Source organism: Kluyvera sp. (assembly GCF_965301105.1).
In genome coordinates, this window is the sequence record NZ_CBDKZX010000002.1 from 1 (window position 1) to 25,565 (window position 25,565).

At 57.0% G+C, this 25,565-nt stretch carries 21 protein-coding genes; 13 read left to right on the top strand and 8 right to left on the bottom strand.

Features of this window, described 5'->3' with window-relative positions; all coding sequences use genetic code 11:
• The first annotated feature begins 11 nt into the window (after positions 1–11).
• From lepB to acpS, 6 genes are all read left to right on the top strand, one after another.
• A complete protein-coding gene (gene lepB, locus ACW14G_RS00985; RefSeq protein WP_163448315.1) occupies positions 12–986 on the top strand; it encodes a signal peptidase I in 975 nt (324 codons plus the stop codon).
• 218 nt (positions 987–1,204) lie between these two features.
• Positions 1,205–1,885: a ribonuclease III gene (rnc, locus tag ACW14G_RS00990; protein ID WP_064543445.1), complete on the top strand. Its 681-nt coding sequence runs from the start codon at positions 1,205–1,207 to the stop codon at positions 1,883–1,885.
• Positions 1,882–2,787 (top strand): GTPase Era, encoded by a 906-nt coding sequence (era, locus tag ACW14G_RS00995; RefSeq protein WP_064543447.1) that lies wholly within the window; start codon positions 1,882–1,884, stop codon positions 2,785–2,787. Before rnc ends, era begins: the two co-directional genes overlap by 4 nt.
• Positions 2,788–2,798: 11 nt before the next feature.
• A complete protein-coding gene (recO, locus tag ACW14G_RS01000; RefSeq protein ID WP_064543449.1) occupies positions 2,799–3,506 on the top strand; it encodes a DNA repair protein RecO in 708 nt (235 codons plus the stop codon).
• A gap of 96 nt (positions 3,507–3,602) precedes the next feature.
• On the top strand, positions 3,603–4,334 hold the full coding sequence (gene pdxJ, locus ACW14G_RS01005; protein ID WP_163448314.1) for a pyridoxine 5'-phosphate synthase: 732 nt from the start codon (positions 3,603–3,605) through the stop codon (positions 4,332–4,334).
• Positions 4,334–4,714 (top strand): holo-ACP synthase, encoded by a 381-nt coding sequence (gene acpS / locus ACW14G_RS01010; protein ID WP_163448313.1) that lies wholly within the window; start codon positions 4,334–4,336, stop codon positions 4,712–4,714. The genes pdxJ and acpS overlap by 1 nt, the downstream gene beginning before the upstream one ends.
• Here the strand turns inward: acpS and ACW14G_RS01015 are convergent.
• Both ACW14G_RS01015 and ACW14G_RS01020 read right to left on the bottom strand, forming a co-directional pair.
• Positions 4,711–4,971: a YfhL family 4Fe-4S dicluster ferredoxin gene (locus ACW14G_RS01015; protein WP_163448312.1), complete on the bottom strand. Its 261-nt coding sequence runs from the start codon at positions 4,969–4,971 to the stop codon at positions 4,711–4,713. The genes acpS and ACW14G_RS01015 overlap by 4 nt on opposite strands.
• A 93-nt stretch (positions 4,972–5,064) precedes the next feature.
• Positions 5,065–5,913, bottom strand: a complete 849-nt coding sequence (locus ACW14G_RS01020; protein WP_064543458.1) for a MurR/RpiR family transcriptional regulator — start codon at positions 5,911–5,913, stop codon at positions 5,065–5,067.
• A gap of 226 nt (positions 5,914–6,139) precedes the next feature.
• On the opposite strand from ACW14G_RS01020, the gene yfhb reads away from it, so the two are divergent.
• Positions 6,140–6,775, top strand: a complete 636-nt coding sequence (yfhb, locus tag ACW14G_RS01025; protein WP_419058533.1) for a phosphatidylglycerophosphatase C — start codon at positions 6,140–6,142, stop codon at positions 6,773–6,775.
• Positions 6,776–6,840: 65 nt separating this feature from the next.
• A complete protein-coding gene (gene tadA / locus ACW14G_RS01030; protein ID WP_163448310.1) occupies positions 6,841–7,344 on the top strand; it encodes a tRNA adenosine(34) deaminase TadA in 504 nt (167 codons plus the stop codon).
• A 9-nt stretch (positions 7,345–7,353) separates the two neighbouring features.
• On the opposite strand, the gene ACW14G_RS01035 is transcribed toward tadA, so the two are convergent.
• From ACW14G_RS01035 to mltF, 4 genes are all read right to left on the bottom strand, one after another.
• The gene (locus ACW14G_RS01035) at positions 7,354–8,190 is read right to left on the bottom strand and encodes a helix-turn-helix domain-containing protein (protein ID WP_249022875.1); all 837 of its coding nucleotides are present in this window, start codon (positions 8,188–8,190) and stop codon (positions 7,354–7,356) included.
• A gap of 19 nt (positions 8,191–8,209) precedes the next feature.
• Positions 8,210–10,189 carry an alpha-L-rhamnosidase-related protein gene (locus ACW14G_RS01040; protein WP_249022876.1) on the bottom strand — a complete coding sequence of 660 codons (1,980 nt, stop codon included), beginning with the start codon at positions 10,187–10,189 and terminating at the stop codon, positions 8,210–8,212.
• The gene (locus ACW14G_RS01045; protein WP_163448308.1) at positions 10,189–11,550 is read right to left on the bottom strand and encodes an MFS transporter; all 1,362 of its coding nucleotides are present in this window, start codon (positions 11,548–11,550) and stop codon (positions 10,189–10,191) included. Before ACW14G_RS01045 ends, ACW14G_RS01040 begins: the two co-directional genes overlap by 1 nt.
• Before the next feature lie 154 nt (positions 11,551–11,704).
• Positions 11,705–13,243 (bottom strand): membrane-bound lytic murein transglycosylase MltF, encoded by a 1,539-nt coding sequence (gene mltF, locus ACW14G_RS01050; RefSeq protein ID WP_249022877.1) that lies wholly within the window; start codon positions 13,241–13,243, stop codon positions 11,705–11,707.
• 245 nt (positions 13,244–13,488) lie between these two features.
• On the opposite strand from mltF, the gene purL reads away from it, so the two are divergent.
• The 5 genes from purL to glnB all read left to right on the top strand — a co-directional run bounded on the left by purL (position 13,489) and on the right by glnB (position 21,826).
• Positions 13,489–17,376, top strand: a complete 3,888-nt coding sequence (gene purL, locus ACW14G_RS01055) for a phosphoribosylformylglycinamidine synthase (protein ID WP_249022878.1) — start codon at positions 13,489–13,491, stop codon at positions 17,374–17,376.
• A gap of 566 nt (positions 17,377–17,942) precedes the next feature.
• Positions 17,943–19,379 (top strand): two component system sensor histidine kinase QseE/GlrK, encoded by a 1,437-nt coding sequence (gene qseE / locus ACW14G_RS01060; protein ID WP_163448305.1) that lies wholly within the window; start codon positions 17,943–17,945, stop codon positions 19,377–19,379.
• Between the two features lie 17 nt (positions 19,380–19,396).
• On the top strand, positions 19,397–20,089 hold the full coding sequence (qseG, locus tag ACW14G_RS01065) for a two-component system QseEF-associated lipoprotein QseG (protein WP_163448304.1): 693 nt from the start codon (positions 19,397–19,399) through the stop codon (positions 20,087–20,089).
• Entirely contained in the window at positions 20,082–21,419 is a 1,338-nt protein-coding gene (glrR, locus tag ACW14G_RS01070) for a two-component system response regulator GlrR (protein ID WP_163448303.1), read from the top strand. Before qseG ends, glrR begins: the two co-directional genes overlap by 8 nt.
• A gap of 68 nt (positions 21,420–21,487) precedes the next feature.
• A complete protein-coding gene (gene glnB / locus ACW14G_RS01075; protein ID WP_002914032.1) occupies positions 21,488–21,826 on the top strand; it encodes a nitrogen regulatory protein P-II in 339 nt (112 codons plus the stop codon).
• Positions 21,827–21,871: 45 nt separating this feature from the next.
• Here the strand turns inward: glnB and dtpD are convergent, their stop codons facing one another.
• Positions 21,872–23,326 carry a dipeptide permease DtpD gene (dtpD, locus tag ACW14G_RS01080; RefSeq protein WP_249022879.1) on the bottom strand — a complete coding sequence of 485 codons (1,455 nt, stop codon included), beginning with the start codon at positions 23,324–23,326 and terminating at the stop codon, positions 21,872–21,874.
• Between the two features lie 60 nt (positions 23,327–23,386).
• Positions 23,387–25,534, bottom strand: coding sequence for a lysine decarboxylase CadA (gene cadA, locus ACW14G_RS01085; RefSeq protein WP_455648428.1), 2,148 nt, complete (start codon positions 25,532–25,534; stop codon positions 23,387–23,389).
• Positions 25,535–25,565 lie beyond the last annotated feature (31 nt).

Genomic DNA, 25,565 nt, shown 5'->3' on the forward strand with positions numbered 1-25,565 from the left:
AAGGAGTTGGCATGGCGAACATGTTTGCCCTGATTCTGGTGATTGCCACACTGGTCACGGGCATTTTGTGGTGCGTTGATAAGTTTATCTTCGCGCCCAAACGGCGGGAACGCCAGGCGGCGGCGCAGGTTGCCACCGGCGAAGCGCTGGATAAAAAGACGCTGAAAAAAGTCGGCCCGAAACCAGGTTGGCTGGAAACCGGCGCGTCGGTCTTTCCGGTGCTGGCGATCGTGCTGATCGTGCGTTCATTTATTTATGAGCCGTTCCAGATCCCCTCCGGTTCGATGATGCCAACGCTGCTGATTGGCGACTTTATCCTGGTGGAGAAATTCGCCTACGGGATTAAAGACCCGATCTACCAGAAGACGATTATTGAAACAGGCCATCCGAAACGCGGCGATATCGTGGTGTTCAAATACCCGGAAGATCCGCGTCTGGACTACATCAAACGTACCGTCGGCCTGCCGGGCGATAAGGTCACTTACGATCCGATTGCGAAACAAGTGACAATTCAACCGGGATGCAGCTCCGGCCAGGCGTGCGGTAGCGCGCTGCCGGTCACTTACTCCAACGTCGAGCCGAGTGATTTCGTGCAGACGTTCTCCCGCAGCAACGGCGGCGAGGCGACCAGCGGCTTCTTTGAAATGCCGCAGGGCGAGCGCAAAGCAGACGGTGTACGGCTGGATCAACGTCAGGAAACGCTGGGCGATGTGAACCACCGTATTCTGACCGTGCCGATTGCTCAGGATCAGGTGGGGATGTACTACCACCAGTCCGGTCTGCCGCTGGCAACCTGGATCGTCCCACCGGGGCAGTACTTCATGATGGGTGATAACCGCGATAACAGCGCGGACAGCCGTTACTGGGGCTTTGTGCCGGAAGCGAACCTGGTCGGTAAGGCAACCGCTATCTGGATGAGCTTTGAAAAACAAGAGGGCCAATGGCCTACCGGCGTGCGTTTAAGCCGCATCGGTGGGATTCATTAATCCTCCGTTTGACTTCACGCGGCGGCCAGGCGTGCGCCGCGTGAATTATTTAGTTTTAATCTATTCAAACTAACGACATCCCTTGTCGTTGCGTATAGAATATCCCCCCGAAGTTTCGGATGTCTCTTATGGGAGACACGGCACACGAAACCGCGTTGGTTTCCCTCAGGTCTGTTTCGTGTGCTGCATTGTGGACGCATTTATTTATTTGGTATCGCATGAACCCCATCGTAATTAATCGGCTTCAACGGAAGCTGGGCTACACTTTTCTTCATCAGGAGCTGTTGCAACAGGCGTTAACGCACCGCAGTGCCAGCAGCAAACATAACGAACGCTTAGAGTTCCTGGGCGATTCCATATTAAGCTACGTGATTGCCAACGCGCTCTATCATCGTTTTCCGCGCGTGGATGAAGGCGATATGAGCCGCATGCGTGCGACGCTGGTGCGTGGTAACACGCTGGCCGAGATCGCGCGTGAGTTCGAGCTGGGCGAATGTTTGCGCCTGGGGCCGGGCGAGCTGAAAAGCGGCGGCTTCCGTCGGGAATCTATCCTGGCGGATACGGTTGAAGCATTAATCGGCGGGGTGTTCCTCGACAGCGATATTCAAACCGTCGAGAAGCTAATCCTCTCCTGGTACCAGACGCGTCTGGACGAAATCAGCCCGGGCGATAAGCAAAAAGATCCAAAAACACGCTTGCAGGAGTATCTGCAAGGCCGCCATCTGCCGCTGCCGTCTTATCTGGTGGTTCAGGTGCGTGGGGAAGCACACGATCAGGAATTTACTATCCACTGCCAGGTTAGCGGCCTGAGTGAACCGGTGGTCGGCACAGGTTCCAGCCGTCGCAAGGCGGAACAGGCTGCCGCCGAACAGGCGCTGAAAAAGCTGGAGCTGGAATGAGCGAAGAAAAAACCTATTGCGGATTTATTGCCATCGTCGGTCGTCCGAACGTCGGCAAATCCACGTTATTGAACAAGCTGCTCGGGCAGAAGATCTCGATTACCTCCCGTAAAGCGCAGACCACGCGCCACCGCATCGTGGGCATCCATACTGAAGGCGAGTATCAGGCGATCTACGTCGATACTCCGGGCCTGCATATGGAAGAGAAGCGTGCCATCAACCGCCTGATGAACAAGGCGGCCAGCAGCTCTATCGGTGACGTTGAGCTGGTGATTTTCGTGGTCGAAGGCACCCGCTGGACGCCGGACGACGAAATGGTGCTGAACAAACTGCGCGAAGGCAAAGCGCCGGTGATTCTGGCGGTGAACAAAGTGGATAACGTGCAGGAAAAAGCGGATCTGCTGCCGCACCTGCAGTTCCTCGGTAGCCAGATGAACTTCCTCGATATCGTGCCTATCTCTGCGGAGAGCGGGCTGAACGTGGACACCGTTGCCGGTATCGTGCGTAAGCACCTGCCGGAAGCGACACACCACTTCCCGGAAGACTACATCACCGACCGTTCACAGCGCTTTATGGCCTCGGAAATCATCCGTGAAAAGCTGATGCGTTTCCTGGGGGCTGAACTGCCATATTCGGTGACCGTTGAAATCGAGCGCTTCGTTTCTAACGAACGTGGCGGCTACGACATCAATGGCCTGATCCTGGTTGAGCGTGAAGGGCAGAAGAAGATGGTGATTGGCAACAAAGGCGCCAAGATCAAAACCATCGGTATTGAAGCCCGTAAAGATATGCAGGAGATGTTCGAAGCGCCTGTTCACCTGGAACTGTGGGTGAAAGTGAAATCAGGCTGGGCGGATGACGAGCGCGCGCTGCGCAGCCTCGGTTACGTCGACGATCTCTGAGAATAACCCCGATGGAGGGCTGGCAGCGCGCATTTGTTCTGCATAGTCGCCCCTGGAGCGAGACCAGCCTGATGCTGGACGTCTTCACGGAAGAATCGGGTCGCGTGCGCCTTGTGGCGAAAGGCGCACGTTCCAAACGTTCCAACCTTAAAGGCGCGCTTCAGCCCTTTACCCCCCTGTTAGTCCGTTTTGGCGGCCGTGGCGAAGTGAAAACGCTGCGTAGCGCTGAAGCGGTTTCGCTGGCGCTTCCTCTGAGCGGCATTACGCTGTATAGCGGTCTGTACATCAACGAACTGGTGTCGCGCGTGCTCGAGCACGAAACCCGCTTTTCTGAACTCTTTTTCGACTATCTGCACTGTATCCAGGCGTTGGCTGGCGCAACGGGCTCGCCTGAACCGGCGCTGCGCCGCTTTGAGCTGGCGTTGCTGGGGCACCTCGGCTATGGCGTCGACTTCCTGCACTGCGCCGGCAGCGGTGATGAGGTTGACGACACCATGACCTACCGCTACCGGGAAGAGAAAGGATTTATTGCCAGCGTGGTTATCGATAACAACACCTTTACCGGCCATCAGCTGAAAGCGCTGGCTAACCGTGAGTTTCCGGATATTGATACGCTGCGCGCAGCGAAACGCTTTACCCGCATGGCGTTAAAGCCGTATCTTGGCGGGAAACCGTTAAAGAGCCGCGAGTTGTTTCGACAGTTTATGCCGAAGCGGTAACCCTGATTGCACCCATCCCGCTTTTCCCCTCGCCCCTTTAGGGAGAGGGCCGGGATGAGGGGAAACGAAGTTAAAAATAAAAACACGAGGATTGTCATGGCTGAATTACTGTTAGGCGTCAATATTGACCACATTGCCACCCTGCGTAACGCACGCGGCACCGCTTACCCGGACCCGGTACAGGCCGCGTTTATCGCCGAGCAGGCCGGTGCGGATGGTATCACCGTGCATTTACGTGAAGATCGTCGCCATATCACCGACCGCGATGTGCGTATTCTGCGTCAGACGCTGGACACCCGCATGAACCTGGAGATGGCCGTGACCGAAGAGATGCTGGCCATCGCCTGTGAAACCAAACCGCATTTCTGCTGCCTGGTGCCGGAAAAACGTCAGGAAGTGACCACCGAAGGCGGTCTGGACGTGGCGGGTCAGTTCGACAAAATGCGTGATGCCTGCAAACGCCTTGCCGACGCGGGCATCCTGGTGTCGCTGTTTATTGACGCCGACGATGCGCAGATTAAAGCCGCCGCTGATGTGGGCGCGCCGTATATCGAAATCCACACCGGCTGCTACGCCGATGCCGTCACTGATGCGGAGCAAGCCAAAGAGCTTGAGCGTATCGCGAAAGCCGCGACCTACGCCGCAAGCCTGGGCCTGAAGGTTAACGCGGGCCACGGTCTTACTTACCACAACGTGAAAGCGATTGCCGCGCTGCCGGAAATGCACGAGCTGAATATCGGCCACGCCATTATTGGCCGGGCGGTGATGAGCGGCCTGAAAGACGCGGTGGCGGAAATGAAGCGCCTGATGCTGGAAGCGCGCGCGTAATGGCGATTCTGGGGCTTGGAACAGACATTGTCGAAATCGCCCGTATTGAAGCGGTGATTGCCCGTAGCGGCGACCGCCTTGCGCGTCGGGTACTTAGCGATAATGAGTGGGCCATCTGGGAGACGCACCAGCAGCCGGTGCGTTTTCTGGCGAAGCGTTTTGCGGTGAAAGAAGCGGCGTCGAAGGCGCTGGGTACCGGCATTCGTAACGGCCTGGCGTTTAATCAGTTTGAAGTTTTTAACGATGAACTGGGCAAGCCGAAGCTGCGTTTATGGGGAGAAGCAAAGTTACTCGCCGAGCGTATGGGCGTGGCCCATCTGCACGTGACGCTCGCTGATGAGCGCCACTACGCTTGCGCGACGGTGATTGTCGAAAGCTAGATTTTGTCCGCGTGATGCATCTGGACAAATTTATCCCACAGCTGCTCTTCACTTTCTAAATGTGCCGGGTCCTTGAGAATGGTATTCGGGATCGGGCACACTTTCTGGCAGGTCGGCGTTTCGTAATGGCCGATGCACTCGGTGCAGCGATCGTGGTCGATCTCATAGATGCTATCACCCATCGAAATGGCCTGGTTAGGGCATTCCGGTTCGCACATATCGCAGTTGATACATTTTTTGGTGATTAACAGCGCCATCAGTAAATTCTCAGTAACTCGATAAACAGGGCGCGCATTATACGCGCATTTTCCGCGCAGGCCATACCTTTTCTGTGGTCATCGCACCGCAGATCAAACCAGCTTTTTCACCAGCGCCTCGCTATGGCGAATACGCTCCGGCGCCTTTTCCAGATCCTGCTGCACCAGGCCCATAAACAGTAGATCGGTGAGCATCATCTGTGCGCTGGTGGAGGAAATCGCGGCGCTGCGCGTTGCCTGCTCTTCGGCAATGGTATACAGGCAATGGGTCGCGCGCTGCTGTAGCGCGTTGGGCGAAAAGCCGGTAATGGCGAGCACTTTGCCGCCTACCCGTAACGTTTCGTCGGCGGCGAGATTGATCTCGCGACGCGCGCCGGAATAAGAGATGGCCAACAGCAGATCGTCCTGCGCCATTGCCTGAACGGTGGCGAGCAGGGCGTGCATATCAAGCTCCGCCACGGCGTTGAAGCCAATTTTCATCAGCTTCCAGCTAAAATTGCGCGCCACCAGCCCGGAAGCGCCGATGCCGGTGAGGATGATGCGCCGCGCGCCGCGTAGCAGGTTGATGGTCTCCAGCAGTTTGTCTTCACTGTTGACGTCCAGTGAAGCATGCATTGCCGCGACGTTATCTTTAATCAGCTTCTCGCCGACCAGCCGTAGCGGATCGTCGCCGCAAATCTGATTATGCACCGGCACCGAGTGCGGGTTGACGTTACTCGCCAGCGCCTCGCTGAGCGCCAGCTTCAGCGCCGGAAAACCCTTGAAGCCGAGCTTCTGGGCGAATTTCACCACGCTGGACTGGCTAACGCCTGCCTGGCTGGCTAGCTGTTGTGAACTTAAATGACGCGCCTGATCCGGCTGCGCCAGAATAAAATCAGCCAGCTTACGATCGCTTTGCGCTAGCTGAGGATAACGCTGGCGGATACTGATTAGACAATTCATAAGAACCTCATGGGCAAGATCGCCATCTCGCGCCAGAACACTGTTCTGATCATCTGCAAGAATTATGTATTCTATTATACCGGAATATACCGAATTAAATATTCCATGCGCCGGTAAAAACGCAACTCTTTTCGCGCATCAGGTCCGTTAACTCGCCGTTTGGCGAAAGACGGTCGACAATCTGCTAGTCTGTGGGCTGGCCCGCTTAGGAATACAGGAGGCTCTTTTGACTAGCCACTCTCGCCGCGTGGTGTTTTTCGACCTTGACGGTACGCTACATCAGCAGGATCTGTTCGGGGCGTTTATCCGCTATTTATTGCGTCGTATGCCGCTTAACGCGCTATTAGTGCTGCCGTTGCTTCCCGCCATTGGCCTGACGATGCTCATTAGAGGCCGTGCGGCCCGCTGGCCGATGAGCGTATTACTGTGGGGTTGCACTTTTGGGCGACGTGAAGCCACGCTCAAGGCGCTGGAGGCGAGCTTCATTATCTGGTTTCGCGCTACGGTGACGCCCTTTCCGGTGGTGCAGGCGCGTTTAGACAACTATCTTCAGCATCATGATGCCGACGTCTGGCTGATCACCGGCTCTCCGCAAACGTTGGTAGAGCGCGTCTATGCCGATGCGCCCTGGATGTCGCGCGTGAACCTTATCGGCAGCCAGATGCAACGTGCGCTGGGTGGCCGGGTACTGTCGGTGCGCTGCCTTGGCCATGAAAAGGTGGTGCAACTGGAACAGCGCCTTGGCGTGCCGCTGCGCCTGTACAGCGGTTACAGCGACAGCAAGCAAGATAATCCACTACTCTTTTTCTGTGAGCATCGCTGGCGCGTAACGCCGCACGGCGAGCTGGAACAGCTGGAATAGCGGGCGCTGCGCTTTGCTGGATATTGTGTATAATGCGCCGCGTTTGAAAACCTGGAGTCCCGACGTTGTCCGACATTGAACAAAATCACGAATACTGGATGCGCCACGCGCTGGTGCTGGCTCGTCGTGCCTGGGAAGAGGGTGAGGTGCCGGTTGGCGCGGTGCTGGTACACAACAATCAGGTAATTGGCGAAGGCTGGAACCGGCCTATTGGCCGCCACGATCCCACTGCACACGCGGAAATTATGGCGCTACGTCAGGGCGGGGTGGTGCTGCAAAACTATCGGCTGATCGACACGACCCTCTACGTCACCCTGGAACCGTGCGTGATGTGCGCAGGAGCGATGGTACATGGGCGTATTGGCCAGCTGGTGTTTGGCGCGCGTGATGCTAAAACCGGCGCGGCCGGTTCGCTGATTGACGTTCTGCATCATCCTGGGATGAACCATCGCGTGGAAATCACCGAAGGGGTGCTGGCGGATGAGTGTTCGGCCATGCTGAGCGACTTCTTCCGCCATCGTCGCCAGCAGCAGAAGGCGCTGAAGCAGTCGCTGAAAAATAGCGTTTAACGGGCGAGTCTACGCCACCGTTCGTTTTTCTCTTTCCGCACTCGGCGAATGCTGAAAAAAACGACTGTAGGCCTCGGTTAAACGGGGCAATGAGCTAAATCCGCAGGCGCGGGCAATACTGGCTACCGAGCGTTCGGTGGTGCGCAGCAGTTCCTGCGCTTTCAACAGGCGGTAGCGCTGGACGAACTGATCCGGCGTAAAGCCAGTAAACTCCTTGATAAACCGGTACAACGTGCGTTTGGGAATGGCGCACTCTTCCGCCAGATGCTCCCAGATGACGGCCTGCTGCAAATTGTCCCGAATGCTGCGCAACAGCCGTCGTTTTTTATCATCATAACGACCGCCCCGCGGTAATCTGACGCTGTTCTCCATCAGCGTGCCCACGATCGTCAAAAGTATGGCTTCGGTGGTGACGAAATAAGTGCTGTCATAATCATCATCCGTTTTGCTGTGAATCTCCCCCGCCAGCTGGACCACACGCGCCAGCGTCGCTTCGTTTAATGAGGCCGGCCGCTCGCGGGTCTGCGTCTGAAGCTGCATCAGCAGCGGCAGCAGCGATTTTACGAACTGAAACTCGCCGTCGCGGCGCAGCAGGATATTAATCAGCGACAGATGTCGGGTGGATTCGTAATAGTGAATGTCGTTGGCGGAGACGAAGAAAAAATCGCCCTTAAACACCAGATTGACGCGATCGTTGATGATGTGAAACCCGCAACCCTCTTTCACGATGACGATTTCGTGAAAATCATGGCCGTGAATATCCGCCATCTCCTGATCGCGCGAGCTGAACAGCGAAAACGCGTGGGTATCGGAGAGGAAGTAGTCCTGGGTGAGCATAATCTTCATTCTTCCTCTCCTGACATCGTTAGTTAACAGGCAGCGTTAACGCTTGCCCGGCGCTAAGCGGCCAGCTTTCGCCGCGCAACCGCAGCACGCCGCCGCCGCGGGAGGCGCGAACCGTCAGCTGATTGTCGCGTAAGGTGAGCGTGACTTCACCCTCTTTAATCGGCAATGTGCAGTCCAGCACGCTAAAAGGTGCAAGCCACGGTTCAATGGCGAAGGTTTCATAGCCCGGCGTTAGCGGATGCAGGCCGACAAAGTAGCGCCCCAGCAGGTAGAGCGGGCTCGCTCCCCAGGCGTGGCACAGGCTCTTGCCAAACTTGTCGCCGTACATCGCGTAGTGTTCGTCGCCTTTAATATCCGGGTTGTACTCTTCCCAGAAGGTCGTGGCGCCCAGCGCCAGCATACCGCCCCAGTAATCGCGCATCCGTTGCCAGACCACATCCTGTCGGCCGCACTGGCACAGCGTATCCAGCTCGAAAAAGGTGAAGTAGGGGGTGACGATGGGGGCAATGGCCTCGTTCATCAGTACTCGCTCGACGATGGTCTGTCGCCGCTTGGGGGTTACGGTATCAAACATCAGCGCGAAGATGTTGGCATGACGAGTCACGTGACGTTTGCCGCTCTCATAGCTATCGATATAGGCGCCTTGCTCTTCGTCCCAGAAGAAGAGGTCGATGCTTTCTGCCAGTTTATCGGCCCGCCGCTGCCACTCGGCAGGATCCGCGCCGACGATCTCCGCGCACAGCGCCAGCGAACGCCAGGCCTTCAGCAGCAGCATCTGTTCGGCGCACACCGCGCCGGTTTTATCGATCTCGGCCCAGTCGATAAAAATCCAGTCGCCTTCTTTACCGCGAATAAAACCGCTTTCGTCGATATCGGGCATCAGCCATTCCATCAGGCTGACCATTTTGCCGTATACCTGACGGACAAACGCCGCGTCGTTGCTCATCAGGTAGTGCTTCTCAATGTTGATCACCCACAGCAGCGAGTAGTCGACGATGGTATTGATATGCTGGCGCATCGGGTCGCGGCCGCGAAGGGCGAGCAGGGTGCGGCGGTTGATATCTTCATCGAAAAACAGATACGGGTTGATCAGCGTGCACTGCCAGGCATCGCCTGACCAGATCCAACGGTCGCGTTTCACGCCGTCGATGAAAAACAGATCGCTGCACAGGGCGAAAGTCTCGCGCGAAACCTGCCAGATCTGGTCGATCAGCGGATCGTTGCTGTGGAAGCTGGCGCAACGTGGTTTGGTGATAAATTCATGCTCCGCCGCCAGGCTGACTGCGCCAGGTGCGACATCGGGAATAAAAACGTAGCGGAAGGCGCGTTTACGGATGGCGGAATCCGGCGTGACGTTGGTCTGTGAGTAGTAGCAATATTGGGTGTCCAGCGCTTCCGCCTGGGATTCGCCATAGCACAGCGTCACCGGCGGTTGCTTATCGCTGTTGAAGCTGACCGCGAGCTCCCCATTAACCACGCGCACGAAATCGAAAAGCACGCCGCCATTCATCGCGCGTTCGCTTACCGGCAGCCGTGGTTCACGCTCAAAGTTAACGGCGTTAGGAGAGGTCTGCGCCGAGGTATAGAGCGCATCACAGCCCACCGGGGCGGTGTCGATATAGTCACTGGCAAACCAGCTTTCATCGCTGAAGACCTGCTCGCCTTCGACGCGCAACGCGGGAAGCCCACTGGCATTGGCGACGTAGAAGGTGAGCGTTTGCTCGCCCATCGGGCAGGTGAGAGGGCCGTTGAGCGGCTGTTTTTTGCCGTCAATCAGCGCGTAGCCCGAACCTTCTACCTGTACGGTGAAGGTCTGCGGTTCGCTAAAACAGTAGCGGCGGGTAAAGACGACGCTTTTGCAGCAGTCCTCTACGTGCCAGTAGGCGGGCCAGTCGAAACCGCGCTCTTCGCGCTGCAGGTTTTGCAATAACGCGTGGCGGATCTCAAAGTCTCCGGCCAGCCAGATCCATTTTGCGCGAGTATTACGCCTTGTCATCATCAATTCCCCAGACCTTCTGCATTCAGTAATTTTTGTTCTGCGAGCTGCTTCTTAATCTCTTCATACTGGTTATCGAGGGTATAAAAACGCCCCATCCACAGCATCGAGACCACAATTAACCCCGCAGGGATCCACAGATAGCAGGCTTTAATCGCCATAATCGCCGCCGCCGACTGCTGCGCTTCCGCAACGTAACCGGTCGCCGAGAGCATAAAACCGCTTAATGCCCCGGCTGCTGCCATCGCCACCTTGCCGATAAAACCGTTTACCGAGGTGAGAATGCCCGCCGTGTTGATCCCGGTTTTCCACTCGCCGTAGTCCACCGGATCGGCCTGCATGGAAAAATAGATAGCATTACGTTGCCCGAAGCCCAGCGCCAGCAGCACCGCGCCGGACATCAGCCCCCAGACGTTGACGCCGGAGAGCATCATAATGACCATACCGCCGAGGTTGATGGCGCAGGCCAACTGATACACCTGAATCTTACGCAGCCGTTTGGCGAGGAACGGCACGGTCAGCGTGCCCAGCAGTGGTACAAACGAGGCGATGCCTGCCGCCACGGAGGTGAGCGCGGTGTTACCCACGTAATATTTAAAGAAGTAGATAAGCGCGCCGGACTGTAAAAAGAACGCGCCCCACATAAAGAGAATATTGATGGCGAACACCTTCCACGGCGTGTTCTCTTTGAGCCCCTGCCAGGCGCGACGCAGGGTCATTTTTTCCGGCGTAATGGCGTAGCGCTCTTTCACGTTGCAAAAGCTGACAAACAGAAAGAAGGTCGACAGCACGCCGAACAGCGTGGCGGTATAGATAAACCCACGATCCTGATTACCGTTGCCCAACCAATTGACCAATGGCAGCGTGGCGACCGAGACAATCGTCGAACCAATAAAACTGAACATTATTCTCACGGAGGAAAGCACGGTACGTTCATGCGCATCGTTGCTTAAGAAAGGAAGCATCGCGTTATACGGAATATTGACTACCGTAAACATCACCGACAATAAAAAATAGGTGATAAACGCCCATATTAGTTTGCCAGTAGTGCCGAAGTCTGGAATATAAAAGGCGAGAATACATAACAGGCCAAAAGGGATGGCGCCAATCGCCAGCCACGGACGACAGCGGCCCCAACGGGTACTGGTATTATCAATGAGGATCCCCATTAATACGTCCGTGACCCCGTCGGCCAGTCGCGTGATCAAAAACATAATGCCGATATAATAGGCTGGGAGCTTCATTATATCGGTATAGAAATACATTAAATATAATGAAATTAATTGCCACACTAAATTACAGGAAATATCGGCTACGGAAAAACCAAGCCGTAATCTCCAGGGAGACGCCGTTTTTGTTTCCATACAAACCTCATTAAACTCATGGGATAGTTGGCCGTATTAGCGATCCGGCCTGAGCATAGAGGTATTAGATAACAGCGTCTTTGCCGAGTCATCGGCTTGATTTGGCACTGGCGCGGAAACGAGCGTGACGCTGTCGGCGTTTTTGAACGGTAATCTAGTGTTTCGCCGGAAAATAGAGCAGAGAGGCGTCGTTGCCGCTCTGGCTGTCCTGGCGTAAAAAGGAGAACAGTCCGAAAAGGTTGCTGTCGCGGTGAAGCTCATCAAGGGTCACCACCGGGTAAGCCTCTGCGATCTCCAGCCGCTCCGTCGCCTTCTTCTCTTTCTCCTGCAAATAGCCCACCAGGCTTATCTGGTACTTACGGATGTTCTCGACGTAGGTATAAGCCTCATGGCCGCGCGCGTAGCCATAGGTCAGCTTACTGTACCATGGCTTCTGGCTGAGCAACGGCAGGCGCTGTTTTACGTCCGCCCAGCTGTCCGGGTTGCCTTTTTGCTTCGCCGTCAGCGCGCGGGCGTCGAGCATATGCGCGTAGCCCATGTTATAGGCGGCGAGCGCAAACCAGATTTTCTCTTCCTGCGGCACGCTGTCCGGCACCTTATCCATCATGTCCTGCAAATAACGCATACCGCCGCTGATACTCTGCTCGGCGTCGGTGCGATCGCTCAGGCCTAAGCTCTGGGCGGTATTTTTGGTCAGCATCATCAGGCCGCGTACCCCGGTCGGCGATGTTGCCAGCGGGTCCCAATGCGATTCCTGGTAGGAGATGGCCGCCAGCAGCTTCCAGTCTATTGCGCTGGCGTACTTTTCAAAGAGCGGTTGCAGGTCGGGCAGGACGTTATCGACCGCGCGCAGGAAAGAGCGCGTATCGACGTAATCAAAGTCGTCGCCGTGACCAAGGTACTTTTCCTCCAGGCGGGCGAGGGTGCCGTCTTCATTCATATTATTGAAAAAGTCGAGCATCGCCGCTGAAAGCGTATTGTCGCCGTCTTTCAGGCTAAACCAGGTCACCGGCTGTTCGTCGGTGACGTCGAGCGCGACGGCCAGCTCCGGGTGTACGCGCTGGAACAGTCCGATGGCGACGGAATCCGCGATCGTGTAGTTGAGTTTACCGTCGATGACCGCCTGCATAAGATCGACCGAACCGCGTTTGTCATCCACCGTCCAGGCGAGGCCGGGGTATTTCTTCTCTTTTAACGTCTGGAGATCGTTGATGACCACCTGCCCCGGCGCGACGGTGAGTTGCTCTGCGGTGACATTACTCAGGCTACGCGGGCGGTTGCTGCCCACACGGTAGACCAACTGTTGTGAGACGGAGTAGTAGGTTGGCCCCGCCTGGTAGTTCTGTACGCGTTCAGTGTTATAGACCAGCCCAGCGGCCAGTAAATCGGCATCGCCGTGGTCCAGGTCGTCAAACAGTTGGCTGATATTCTGACGCACGGTTATCTTCAGTTTGACGCCGAGGTAGTCGGCGAACTGTTGTGCCAGCTCGTAATCAAGCCCATACACTTTGCCGTTAATGGTGGCGTAGGTCAGCGGCGACTGGACGGTACTGACGCGCAGCTCCCCCCGCTCCACAATGGCGGCGATGCGATTCTCTGGTTTGCCAAACCAGGGGAGTGAGGGCCAAAGGGCCGCTGCCAGCAGCAACGTGACAACGCCGATCAGCAGATAATTAATCTTTAATTTTTTCAAACGGTTAATTCGCTGCAGTACCCGTGTGTGTCCCTGATAACATTACGGTTTGTTACAGAATGAGCGGCATTTTGCTTAAGATTACGCCAGTTGGCAACTGATTCGCGATGTGCGTCACACCTATTGGTAAAGACGAGAGATGATTTTATTTCGACGCAAACGGTTTCGTCAGGCCGCAGGATTCTCTATAATAGCCGCCGTTCTCCCCCATTGCGCACACTGAAAGCTGAGAAGACGAGAGACTTATGATGGAAATTCTGCGTGGTTCGCCTGCACTGTCTGCATTTCGTATTAACAAACTGCTGACGCGGTTTCAGGCAGCCAACCTCCCGGTAAGCAATATTTACGCCGAGTATGTCCATTTTGCCGACCTGGACGCGCCGCTGACCGAAGACGAGCGGGCCCGACTCGAGCGACTGTTGCAGTATGGCCCAAGCCTGAACAGCCATACCCCTACCGGTAACCTGCTGCTCGTCACTCCCCGCCCTGGCACTATCTCTCCCTGGTCTTCCAAAGCTACCGACATCGCCCACAACTGCGGCTTATCGCAGGTGCTGCGCCTCGAGCGCGGCGTGGCCTACTATGTTGAAGCCGCAAGCCTGACCGACGCGCAGCTGAACGCCGCGGCGGCGGAGCTGCACGACCGCATGATGGAGAGCGTGTTTGCTTCCTTACAGGATGCCGAAAAACTGTTTGCGCATCATCAGCCTGCACCGGTCTCCAGCGTCGATCTGCTCGGTCAGGGCCGCCAGGCGCTGATTGACGCCAACGTGCGTCTCGGCCTGGCATTGGCGGAGGATGAAATCGACTATCTGCAGGATGCGTTCAGCAAACTGGGGCGCAACCCGAACGACATCGAGCTGTACATGTTCGCGCAGGCCAACTCCGAACACTGTCGCCACAAGATTTTTAACGCCGACTGGATTATCGACGGTCAACAGCAGCCGAAGTCGCTGTTTAAAATGATTAAAAACACCTTCGAAACCACCCCGGATCACGTGCTGTCGGCCTATAAAGACAACGCCGCGGTGATGGAAGGCTCTGAAGTTGGACGTTACTTCGCCGACCACAAAACCGGTCGCTACGATTTCCATCAGGAACCAGCCCATATCCTGATGAAGGTGGAAACTCACAACCACCCGACGGCCATCTCTCCGTGGCCGGGCGCGGCAACCGGCTCAGGCGGTGAAATTCGTGATGAAGGCGCCACCGGGCGCGGTGCGAAGCCGAAAGCCGGGCTGGTGGGCTTCTCTGTTTCCAACCTGCGTATTCCTGGCTTCGAACAGCCGTGGGAAGAAGATTTCGGCAAGCCGGAACGTATCGTTACCGCGCTGGATATCATGACCGACGGCCCGCTGGGCGGCGCGGCGTTCAACAACGAATTTGGTCGTCCGGCGCTGACCGGTTACTTCCGTACCTACGAAGAGAAGGTCAACAGCCATAACGGCGAAGAGCTGCGCGGCTACCATAAGCCGATCATGCTGGCGGGCGGGATCGGCAACATTCGCGCCGATCACGTGCAGAAAGGCGAGATCGTCGTTGGCGCGAAGCTGATCGTCCTTGGCGGCCCGGCGATGAATATCGGCCTCGGCGGCGGGGCGGCTTCGTCAATGGCCTCCGGTCAGTCTGACGCTGACCTCGACTTTGCTTCCGTACAGCGCGACAACCCGGAAATGGAGCGTCGTTGCCAGGAAGTTATCGACCGCTGCTGGCAGTTGGGCGATGCCAACCCGATTCTGTTTATTCACGACGTCGGCGCGGGCGGTCTGTCTAACGCCATGCCGGAGCTGGTGAGCGACGGTGGGCGCGGCGGTAAATTCCAGCTGCGCGACATCCTGAGCGATGAGCCGGGCATGAGCCCGCTGGAAATCTGGTGTAACGAATCCCAGGAACGTTACGTGCTGGCGGTCGCCGCCGATCAGCTGCCGCTGTTCGACGAACTGTGCAAGCGCGAGCGCGCACCGTACGCGGTGATTGGTGAAGCAACCGAAGAGCAGCATTTAACCCTGAGCGATAGCCATTTTGACAACCAGCCGATCGACATGCCGCTGGATGTGCTGCTGGGCAAAACGCCGAAGATGACGCGCGACGTACAGACGCTGAAAGCGAAGGGCGAAGCGCTGGCGCGTGAGCAGATTACGCTGGCTGACGCGGTCAACCGCGTGCTGCACCTGCCGACCGTCGCCGAGAAAACCTTCCTCGTGACCATTGGCGACCGTACCGTTACCGGTATGGTGGCGCGCGACCAGATGGTTGGCCCGTGGCAGATTCCGGTAGCCAACTGTGCGGTCACGACCGCCAGCCTCGACAGCTACTACGGTGAAGCGATGTCTATCGGCGAACGCGCGCCGGTCGCGCTGCTGGACTTCGCTGCCTCCGCTCGTCTGGCGGTAGGGGAAGCGCTGACCAACATCGCCGCCACGCAGATCGGCGATATCAAACATATTAAGCTGTCGGCAAACTGGATGTCCGCCGCCGGTCACCCGGGTGAAGACGCCGGTCTGTACGAAGCGGTGAAAGCCATCGGTGAAGAGATGTGCCCGCAGCTGGGCCTCACCATTCCGGTGGGCAAAGACTCGATGTCGATGAAAACCCGCTGGCAGGAAGGCAACGAACAGCGCGAAATGACTTCGCCGCTGTCGCTGGTGATTTCCGCCTTTGCCCGCGTGGAAGACGTTCGTCATACCATCACGCCACAGCTGGCAACCGAAGACAACGCCCTGCTGCTGATTGATCTCGGCAAGGGGCACAACGCGCTGGGCGCAACGGCGCTGGCACAGGTTTACCGTCAACTGGGCGACAAGCCGGCCGACGTGCGCGACGTGGCGCAGCTGAAAGGCTTCTACGACGCGATTCAGGCGCTGGTGGCGCAGCGTAAGCTGTTGGCCTACCACGACCGTTCTGACGGTGGTCTGTTGGTCACCCTGGCGGAGATGGCGTTTGCCGGTCACTGCGGCGTGGAAGCCGACGTGGCGGCGCTGGGCGACGATCGCCTGGCCGCGCTGTTCAACGAAGAACTGGGTGCGGTGATTCAGGTCCGCGCCGCTGACCGCGAAGCGGTGGAAGCGATTCTGGCGGCCAACGGTCTGGCCGACTGCGTGCATTACCTTGGTAAAGCCGTTGAAGGCGACCGCTTCACTCTGACCGCCAACGGTCAGCCGGTGTTCAGCGAAAGCCGCACCACGCTGCGTATGTGGTGGGCAGAGACCACCTGGCAGATGCAGCGTCTGCGCGATAACCCGGAATGTGCCGATCAGGAACATGAAGCGAAAGCGAACGATAACGATCCTGGCCTCAACGTGAAGCTCACCTTCGATATCGATGCGGATGTTGCGGCACCGTATATCGCTACCGGGGCGCGTCCAAAAGTGGCCGTACTGCGCGAGCAGGGCGTGAACTCCCACGTTGAGATGGCGGCCGCCTTCCACCGTGCGGGCTTCGACGCTATCGACGTCCACATGAGCGACCTGCTGGCAGGGCGCACCGGTCTGGCGGACTTCCAGGCGCTGGTGGCCTGCGGCGGTTTCTCCTACGGCGATGTACTGGGCGCGGGTGAAGGCTGGGCGAAATCCATCCTCTTCAACAACCGCGTGCGCGATGAGTTCGCTACCTTCTTCCATCGCCCGCAGACGCTGGCGCTGGGCGTATGTAACGGCTGCCAGATGATGTCAAACCTGCGCGAGTTGATTCCGGGCAGCGATCTGTGGCCGCGCTTTGTGCGTAACCATTCCGACCGTTTTGAAGCGCGCTTCAGCCTGGTGGAAGTGACCAGCAGCCCGTCGCTGCTGCTGGCAGGTATGGAAGGCTCCCGCATGCCGATTGCCGTTTCCCACGGTGAAGGTCATGTGGAAGTGCGTGACGGCGCACACCTCGCTGCGCTGGAAAGCAAAGGTCTGGTGGCGCTGCGCTTCGTCGATAACTTCGGTAAGGTAACCGAAGCCTACCCGGCGAACCCGAACGGCTCCCCGAACGGCATTACTTCGGTCACCAACGAAAGCGGCCGCGTTACTATCATGATGCCGCACCCGGAACGCGTGTTCCGTACCGTGGCGAACTCCTGGCACCCGGAAAACTGGGGCGAGGACAGCCCGTGGATGCGTATCTTCCGCAATGCGCGTAAGCAGCTTGGCTAATCCTTCCAGCCCCTCTCCGGAGGGGCTTTTTTTATTCTGCGGTTTAGGTCGGGCGGCAATGCGATACTGAAATTTCGCAGGTGTCGGTGAATCCCGACATATCCCCCATGGGAGTGTCTCCAAATGGAGACATTTAATTATTTGATTTTAATGTAATTTATTTTTATTGAAAAAGAGTGTCTCTGATTGGCGACGTTGTGGGTAAATTACGCGCAATTCGTTAACTGCGCTTTTTAAATATATTTTCCATATATTTCATTGTGTTAATTTATTGTTTTGTATATTGGCACACATCGTGCATAATATTAACCAGTGGCTCATTCACCTTCTTATGTCAGCCCCTTCGGGACGTGCTACATAAACTTCGAATGACGCACAACAAGGTGCCTGCCGTCCAGCAACTGATAATAGCGCTGCTTTATCAACCATCGGGCGAAACGTTGAGTTAGGCACCGCCTTATTCCATAACAAAGCCGGGCTTTTGCCCGGCTTTGTTATTTCTGGCCTTTCCCTCGCTGATATCCTCAGTTAGCATGCCGGTACGTTGATTTACTGAGACACCTCCGTTGAAACGCCTCTCTCTTTCGCCCCGATCGCTGCGCCAATTGGTGACGCTGGCCTTTCTGCTGATTCTGCTGCCGCTGCTGGTGCTGGCGTGGCAGGCCTGGCAGAGCCTGAACATCCTGAGCGCGCAGGCTGAACAGACTAACCGTACCACGCTTATCGATGCTCGTCGTAGCGAAGCGATGGCTAACGTCGCGCTGGATATGGAACGGAGCTACCGTCAGTATTGCGTGCTGGATGACCCGACCCTGGCAAAGGTGTATCAGAATCAACGTAAGCGCTATAGCGATATGCTGGACGCACACGCGGGCGTGCTGCCTGATGAAACCCTCTACCAGCGGTTGCGCCAGAATCTGCACGATCTGACGCAGCTTCAGTGTACCAACAGCGGCCCGGAGAAGGCGGCGCTGGCCCGGCTGGAAGCATTCTCTACCGCCAACGCCGAGATGGTGCAGGCCACTCGCACCGTGGTCTTCTCCCGTGGGCAGCAACTACAGCAGGCGATTGCCGAGCGCGGTCAGTTCTTTGGCTGGCAGGCGCTGGTGCTGTTCCTGGTGAGTCTGGCGATGGTGTTGCTGTTCACCCGCATGATTATCGGGCCGGTGAAGGGTATTGAGAGTATGATTAACCGATTAGGGGAAGGGCAATCGCTGGACGGTGAGGTGATGTTCCGCGGGCCGCGCGAGCTGCGATCCGTCGGGCAGCGTATTATCTGGCTCAGCGAGCGTCTGTCGTGGCTGGAGTCCCAGCGCCATCAGTTTCTGCGTCATCTTTCCCATGAGCTAAAGACGCCGCTTGCCAGCATGCGTGAAGGTACCGAACTGCTGGCCGATCAGGTCGTAGGGCCGCTCAGCGCCGAGCAAAAAGAAGTGGTAGCCATTCTTGATAGCAGCAGCCGCAACCTGCAAACGCTGATCGAGCAGCTATTGGACTATAACCGTAAACTCAGTGAAACCGCGGTGCGGATGGAGTATGTGGCGTTGGCGCCGTTGGTTGAGATGGTGGTTTCCGCGCACAGCCTGCCAGCGCGAGCTAAAATGATGCACACGCAGGTCGACCTGCAGGCGGCTGGCTGTCTGGCGGAGCCAACGCTATTAATGAATGCGCTGGATAATCTCTACTCGAATGCGGTGCACTACGGCACTGAATCCGGTAACATTTATCTCCGAAGCCGTCGGGAAGGAGCTCGGGTTTATATTGATGTTATCAATACCGGCTCACCTATCCCGGACGCAGAAAAATTAATGATTTTCGAGCCTTTCTTCCAGGGCAGCCAACAGCGCAAAGGCGCGGTGAAAGGGAGCGGTCTGGGGTTAAGCCTTGCGCGCGATTCCGTGCGCAAAATGCACGGCGAACTGCATCTCCTTGATCCTCAGGACGGCAACGTCTGTTTTCGCATCGAGCTTCCGGCCCCTGGGCTTGAAAAAACAATCACCTGAATCGATATCGAGTGACTATGCCCCAACGATTAGCACGTACGGGTCAACGACGACGGCAGTGGCGAGACGGTCTGTTAGGCCTGGCCTGTCTGATGCTCTCCGGATGTAACGCCACGCTTCTACCGCACAATGCGGGGGCCAGCGGCGAGGTCAGCGAACCGCGCCAGCAGGTGGCGGATTACCTGTCGACCGATTGCGATGATATCTGGTCGCTAAACGGCGGTACTGCCGAAAACAATCCACTCTACTGGTTGCGCGGTATGGACTGTGCCGACCGTCTAACGGCAGCCCGCGCCCGTTCGGAAGCGAGCTCTCTGGCTGCCGACAGCTGGCAGGGCGCGTTTAAGCGCGGCATCCTGTTGGCGAATGCCAAAATTGCCCCCGCCGAGCGGCGTCAACTGGTCAACGACATTGACGCGCTGAGCCCGCAAATTCCTACCCGCATTCGTCCGCTCTACCAGGTATGGCGCGATGGTCAGGCGCTGCAATTGTCATTATCCGAAGAGCGCCTGCGCTATAGCAAACTGCAGGAAACCAGCGATGGTCAGCTGGACGCGCTGCGTCTGCAGCAGCAGCAGCTCCAGGCTGAGCTGGACCTCACCACCCGCAAACTGCAAAACCTGACGGACATTGAACGCCAGCTTTCCAGCCGTAAGCCGGGCGCTGATATGTCACATCCGGCGGCATCTGATGAGGATAAACATGAGTAACCGTAAACCTGCGCACCTGCTGCTGGTGGATGATGATCCCGGCCTGCTTAAGCTGCTGGGAATGCGCCTGGTCAGCGAGGGCTACCGGGTGGATACGGCGGAAAGCGGTCAGCAGGGGCTTCGCGTACTGGCAAAAGAACGTATCGACCTGGTGATTAGCGATTTGCGCATGGACGAAATGGACGGCATGCAGCTGTTCAGCGAAATTCAAAAAGTACAGCCAGGTATGCCGGTGATTATCCTCACGGCGCATGGCTCTATTCCGGATGCGGTCTCCGCCACTCAGCAAGGCGTCTTCAGCTTCTTAACCAAGCCGGTGGATAAAGACGCGCTCTATAAGGCTATCGACGAGGCGTTAGAACGCTCTTCGCCTGCCAATGATGAGCAGTGGCGGGAAGCCATCGTTACCCGTAGCCCATTGATGCTGCGCCTGCTGGAGCAGGCGCAAATGGTGGCGCAATCGGACGTCAGCGTGCTGATTAACGGCCAGAGCGGCACCGGCAAAGAAATTCTGGCGCAGGCGATTCACAATGCCAGCCCGCGCCACGCGAAGCCGTTTGTGGCGATTAACTGCGGTGCGTTGCCGGAACAGCTACTTGAGTCCGAGCTATTTGGTCACGCTCGCGGGGCTTTTACCGGCGCGGTCAGCAATCGTGAGGGGCTGTTCCAGGCGGCTGAGGGCGGCACGCTGTTTCTTGATGAAATTGGTGATATGCCCGCGCCGCTGCAGGTGAAGCTGCTGCGCGTGCTGCAGGAGCGTAAGGTGCGCCCGCTGGGCAGCAATCGCGATCTGGACATTAACGTGCGGATTATTTCCGCCACCCATCGCGATCTGCCGAAGGCGATGGCGCGCGGCGAGTTCCGTGAGGATCTGTTCTACCGCTTGAACGTGGTGAATCTGAAGATTCCAACGCTTGCCGAACGTACCGAAGATATCCCGCTGCTGGCGAACTACCTGCTGCGCCAGGCCGCCGACCGGCACAAACCGTTTGTGCGCGCGTTTTCTACCGATGCGATGAAGCGCCTGATGGCGGCCAACTGGCCGGGCAACGTGCGTCAACTGGTGAACGTGATTGAGCAGTGCGTGGCGCTGACCTCTTCGCCGGTGATCAGCGATGCGCTGGTGGAACAGGCGCTGGAAGGGGAAAACACCGCGCTGCCGACCTTTGTTGAGGCGCGTAATCAGTTTGAGCTCAACTACCTGCGCAAGCTGCTGCAAATCACCAAAGGTAACGTTACCCACGCCGCGAGGATGGCGGGCCGCAACCGCACTGAGTTCTATAAATTACTCTCGCGCCATGAACTGGACGCCAACGATTTTAAAGAGTAGCACCGTACATACGAGTGATTTATGATACGGTAAGCAACCGGTTACGCGATAAAAACGACAGGAACACCATGAAAAAGATTGATGCGATTATTAAACCCTTCAAACTGGATGACGTCCGTGAAGCGCTGGCGGAAGTGGGCATCACCGGGATGACGGTAACGGAAGTGAAAGGCTTTGGTCGCCAGAAGGGCCACACCGAGCTGTACCGCGGCGCCGAGTACATGGTCGACTTTCTGCCGAAAGTAAAAATTGAAATCGTGGTCACCGACGATATCGTCGATACCTGTGTGGATACCATTATCCGTACCGCCCAGACCGGCAAAATCGGCGACGGTAAAATCTTCGTCTTTGATGTGGCGCGCGTGATTCGTATCCGTACCGGCGAAGAGGACGACGCGGCTATCTAAGCCTGTTGTCAGCTGCCTGCGGCGATATGCAGGCAGCTCATCACGTTATTCCGCTAATGCTGCTGCCGGGCTACCGAGCAGGCGGCGCAGCGCGACCAGCGCCACAATGAGCGCCACGCAACCCAGCGTCCATTCCCCCATCTGTGAGAAAAAGTGCCCATAGGCGTCGATCGCCGTTTCGCTGATCTGCGATTCGGTGGTTTTTTGCGCCACTACGCCCGCCAGCCAGTTAGCGACGGAGCCGGTCGCCAGCATGTAGATACCAGTCAGTACGCCAGTAACGCCGGGCAGATTCAGACGGGTAATCTGTGCCATCGCTACCGGGTCAATAAACAACTCCGCGAACCCCATTAGCGCCAGCCCCACGATCATCATCCCCATCGACGCCTGCCCGTGAAGTTGGGCGCCACGCGCGTTCAGCGCCAGCAGCATAAAGCCTGCGGCCATCAACGCCAGCCCAAAGGCGAACTTCAGCCACACTCGCAGCGTCGAACTGGCGCGGCCTTCCGGACGCGCAAGCCAGGCCAGCAGCACGCCAGCCGCCATGACTGCGATCGCGTTGACCGACTGGAAGAGCGCGGTCGGCACTTCGATATTCAGCCAGCGGCGGTTGACGAAGTGGTCGATAAACAGGCTGATAGAGCTGCCGCCCTGCTGCGCCAGTACCCAGAACAGCGTACCGGTGAGCATCAGCAGAACGATTTGCCACAGCGCGCGGCGGTGCTGCGGAAAACGCAGCATGATTCGCGCGACGATGCCGGCGGCAATCGCACAGACCAGCGCCAGCAGATAGCCTGACCAGTCATGTTCCAGCAGCAGCGTAAAGAATACCGGCGCGATGCACAGCATCAGCACCAGCCAGCCCCAGGTCGGTAACGCGAACCTGACTGCGCGTAATGCCGGCTGGTTCACGCCCTGCGTGTGGCGGAAGTGACGGTGGCCGCTTAAGAACACCATCAGGCCGATAAACATCCCGACGCCAGCCAGCGCAAAGCCGACGTGCCAGCCATACCACTGCGCCGCCAGCCCGCAGGCGATCGGCGCGGCGATGGAGCCGATATTACCCGCGGCATACAGCAGCGAGAAACCGCCGTCGCGGCGATGGTCATCCGGCGCGTAAAGCTCGCCGAGCAGGCAGCTGATATTGGATTTAAACAGACCATAGCCGCAGATAATTATCGCCAGCGCCAGATACAGGCTCCAGGTCGCGTCAGATTTGACACCGAGCACCACGTGGCCGAGCGTCATCAATAACGCACCGGCAATTACCGCCGTGCGGTTGCCGAGCAGGCGGTCGGCGAGCCAGCCGCCCAGAATAGGGGTCACATAGACCAGAGAAGCGTAAGCGCTGAAAAGATTGATTGCGTGGCTGTCGTTAAAGCCGAGCTGATGGGTGAGATAAAGGATGAGGAGGGCGCGCATGCCGTAAAAGCTGAAGTATTCCCAGATTTGAATCGCCACGATGTAGTAGATCGCGCGCGGTTGTGAGGGTGTTTTCATGTGAACTCCTTGCGGCGTGAAAAAAGGGAAGCGGCACGCCGCTTCCCTCTACTTTTTTTATTATTTGCTGTTTTCAGCTTTCAGTACTTTTACGGTGTAACGGCCGTCAGCCTGACGATAAGCGCCATGGATGTCGGTTTCGAAGCCCGGATAGTGCGCGCCGATTTCGCACAGCATCTGCAGGAACTCCAGCACCGGACGGCTCTGTTCGGTGATTTTTTCACCCGGCATCACCAGCGGAACACCCGGAGGATACGGCAGGATCATATTGGCGTTGACGCGGCCAACCATCTCTTCCAGATAAACCTCTTCGGTTTCGCCGTGCAGCTCTTTCTGGAAGGCGGTATACGGCGTCATCTCCATTTCTGGCAGCACTTCAAACGCGCGGAACATCAGGTCCGGCAGGTTGTGATGCTCAACCAGTTTATGGATATTCTGCGCCAGTTCCTGAATACGCATGTTTTCATAAAACTCCGGTGCCTCGCGGTACAGCGCCGGCAGGATGTTTTTCACACGCAGGTTCAGGTCGAACGCGCGTTTGAACTCGGTCAGCGCGCGCAGCAGGCTCAGGGCCTTGGTTTTATCGATCCCGATGCTGAACAGGAACAGCAGGTTGTACGGGCCGGTTTTCTCAACGATGATGCCGCGCTCGTCGAGATACTTCGCCACCAGGCTTGCCGGAATACCGAACTCGTCCATGGTGCCGTCTTTCTTCATCCCCGGGGTCAAAATGGTGACTTTGATCGGGTCGAGGTACATGTGCTCGTTATCGATGTTTTTGAAACCGTGCCATGCGCTGTCGGAGCGCAGCGGCCAGCATTCAGGACCATCGATATGCTCCGGCTGCCAGACGTCGAAGAACCAGCCGTCAGATTCGCCTTTCAGACGTTTGATCTCTTTACGGAACTTGATCGCGCGTTCAATAGAGCCATTAATCAGGCGCTTACCGGCATTACCTTTCATCATCGCCGCGGCGGTTTCGGTGGAGGCCACGATACCGTAGTGCGGAGAGGTGGTGGTGTGCATCATGTAGGCTTCGTTGAAGGTCTCTTCGTTGACGTCACCCTTCACGTGAATCATCGAAGCCTGAGAGAACGCGGCCAGCAGTTTGTGCGTAGACTGGGTTTCATAGATCACTTTACCTTCCACACGGCCGCCGCTCATCCCGCATTTACCGGCATAAATCGGCGAGAAGTTGGTGTAAGGCACCCACGCGGAGTCGAAGTGAATGGATTTCACATCCAGCGTTTTCTTGATGTAGTCGGTGTTGTACAGCAGGCCGTCGTAGGTGGAGTTGGTGATAACGGCGTGTACCGGCCAGGTGGCGTTCGGCGTCTCTTTCACGCGTTTAGCAATCGTCGCGTGCTGGAATTCGCTTTGCGGAATCCCACCCAGGATGCCGTAGGCGTTACGGGTCGGGCGGAAGTAGATTGGCGTAATGTCGCTCATCATCATCAGATGGGTCAGCGATTTGTGGCAGTTACGGTCAATCAGTACGGTGCTGCCTGCCGGCGCGGAGTACATGCCGACAATCTTGTTGGCGGTAGAGGTGCCGTTGGTCACCATGTAGCTACGTTCGGCGTTAAAGACACGGGCAATATACTCTTCCGCTTCTTTGTGCGGGCCGGAGTGATCCAGCAGAGAACCCAGTTCGGAAACGGAAATCGACACGTCAGACTTCATGGTATTCGGGCCGAAGAAGTCATAGAAGATGCTGCCGACCGGGCTTTTCTGGAAGGCGGTACCGCCCATGTGGCCTGGCGTACAGAAGGTGTATTTTCCTTCGCGAACGTATTTGAACAGCGCTTTGGTTAGCGGCGGCAGAATGGTGTCGATGTACTCGTCGGTGTTCTGGCGAATTTTCGCGGCGATATCGTCGGCGGCGCCCAGCGCATACTCGAAGAAGCGAACCTGCATGCGCAGATCGTTGAGGCTCACGTCGAGGGTGGAGTAGCTGTTCGCAAAAGCGTAAACGGGCATGTACTCGTTCATCGCGCTGATCTCTTCACACAGCTCGAGATTATATTTGTCCCAGTCGAAGATCACGCCGCACAGACGGGCGTTGTTTTCGATCAGCTTCAGCAGGTCTTCGCGGTCATTCGGGTAAACAATCTGGAAGTTCAGGCCTTCCAGGGCGCGGTGAAGCTCACGGATAGGCTCTTCTTTAAAGTAGACGCCCATGTGGTTCATGATAGCAATAACGTTCATAGTCATAGTCATGTTTCCAGGTAAAGGAGGC

Coding starts and splice junctions, on each gene's coding strand:
- era (WP_064543447.1), top strand. CDS start 1,882: ATGAGCGAAGAAAAAACCTATTGCGGATTTATTGCCATCGTCGGTCGT.
- glnB (WP_002914032.1), top strand. CDS start 21,488: ATGAAAAAGATTGATGCGATTATTAAACCCTTCAAACTGGATGACGTC.
- purL (WP_249022878.1), top strand. CDS start 13,489: ATGATGGAAATTCTGCGTGGTTCGCCTGCACTGTCTGCATTTCGTATT.
- glrR (WP_163448303.1), top strand. CDS start 20,082: ATGAGTAACCGTAAACCTGCGCACCTGCTGCTGGTGGATGATGATCCC.
- rnc (WP_064543445.1), top strand. CDS start 1,205: ATGAACCCCATCGTAATTAATCGGCTTCAACGGAAGCTGGGCTACACT.
- qseG (WP_163448304.1), top strand. CDS start 19,397: ATGCCCCAACGATTAGCACGTACGGGTCAACGACGACGGCAGTGGCGA.
- recO (WP_064543449.1), top strand. CDS start 2,799: ATGGAGGGCTGGCAGCGCGCATTTGTTCTGCATAGTCGCCCCTGGAGC.
- ACW14G_RS01045 (WP_163448308.1), bottom strand. CDS start 11,550: ATGGAAACAAAAACGGCGTCTCCCTGGAGATTACGGCTTGGTTTTTCC.
- acpS (WP_163448313.1), top strand. CDS start 4,334: ATGGCGATTCTGGGGCTTGGAACAGACATTGTCGAAATCGCCCGTATT.
- ACW14G_RS01015 (WP_163448312.1), bottom strand. CDS start 4,971: ATGGCGCTGTTAATCACCAAAAAATGTATCAACTGCGATATGTGCGAA.
- ACW14G_RS01020 (WP_064543458.1), bottom strand. CDS start 5,913: ATGAATTGTCTAATCAGTATCCGCCAGCGTTATCCTCAGCTAGCGCAA.
- ACW14G_RS01035 (WP_249022875.1), bottom strand. CDS start 8,190: ATGAAGATTATGCTCACCCAGGACTACTTCCTCTCCGATACCCACGCG.
- ACW14G_RS01040 (WP_249022876.1), bottom strand. CDS start 10,189: ATGATGACAAGGCGTAATACTCGCGCAAAATGGATCTGGCTGGCCGGA.
- dtpD (WP_249022879.1), bottom strand. CDS start 23,326: ATGAAAACACCCTCACAACCGCGCGCGATCTACTACATCGTGGCGATT.
- cadA (WP_455648428.1), bottom strand. CDS start 25,534: ATGAACGTTATTGCTATCATGAACCACATGGGCGTCTACTTTAAAGAA.
- pdxJ (WP_163448314.1), top strand. CDS start 3,603: ATGGCTGAATTACTGTTAGGCGTCAATATTGACCACATTGCCACCCTG.
- lepB (WP_163448315.1), top strand. CDS start 12: ATGGCGAACATGTTTGCCCTGATTCTGGTGATTGCCACACTGGTCACG.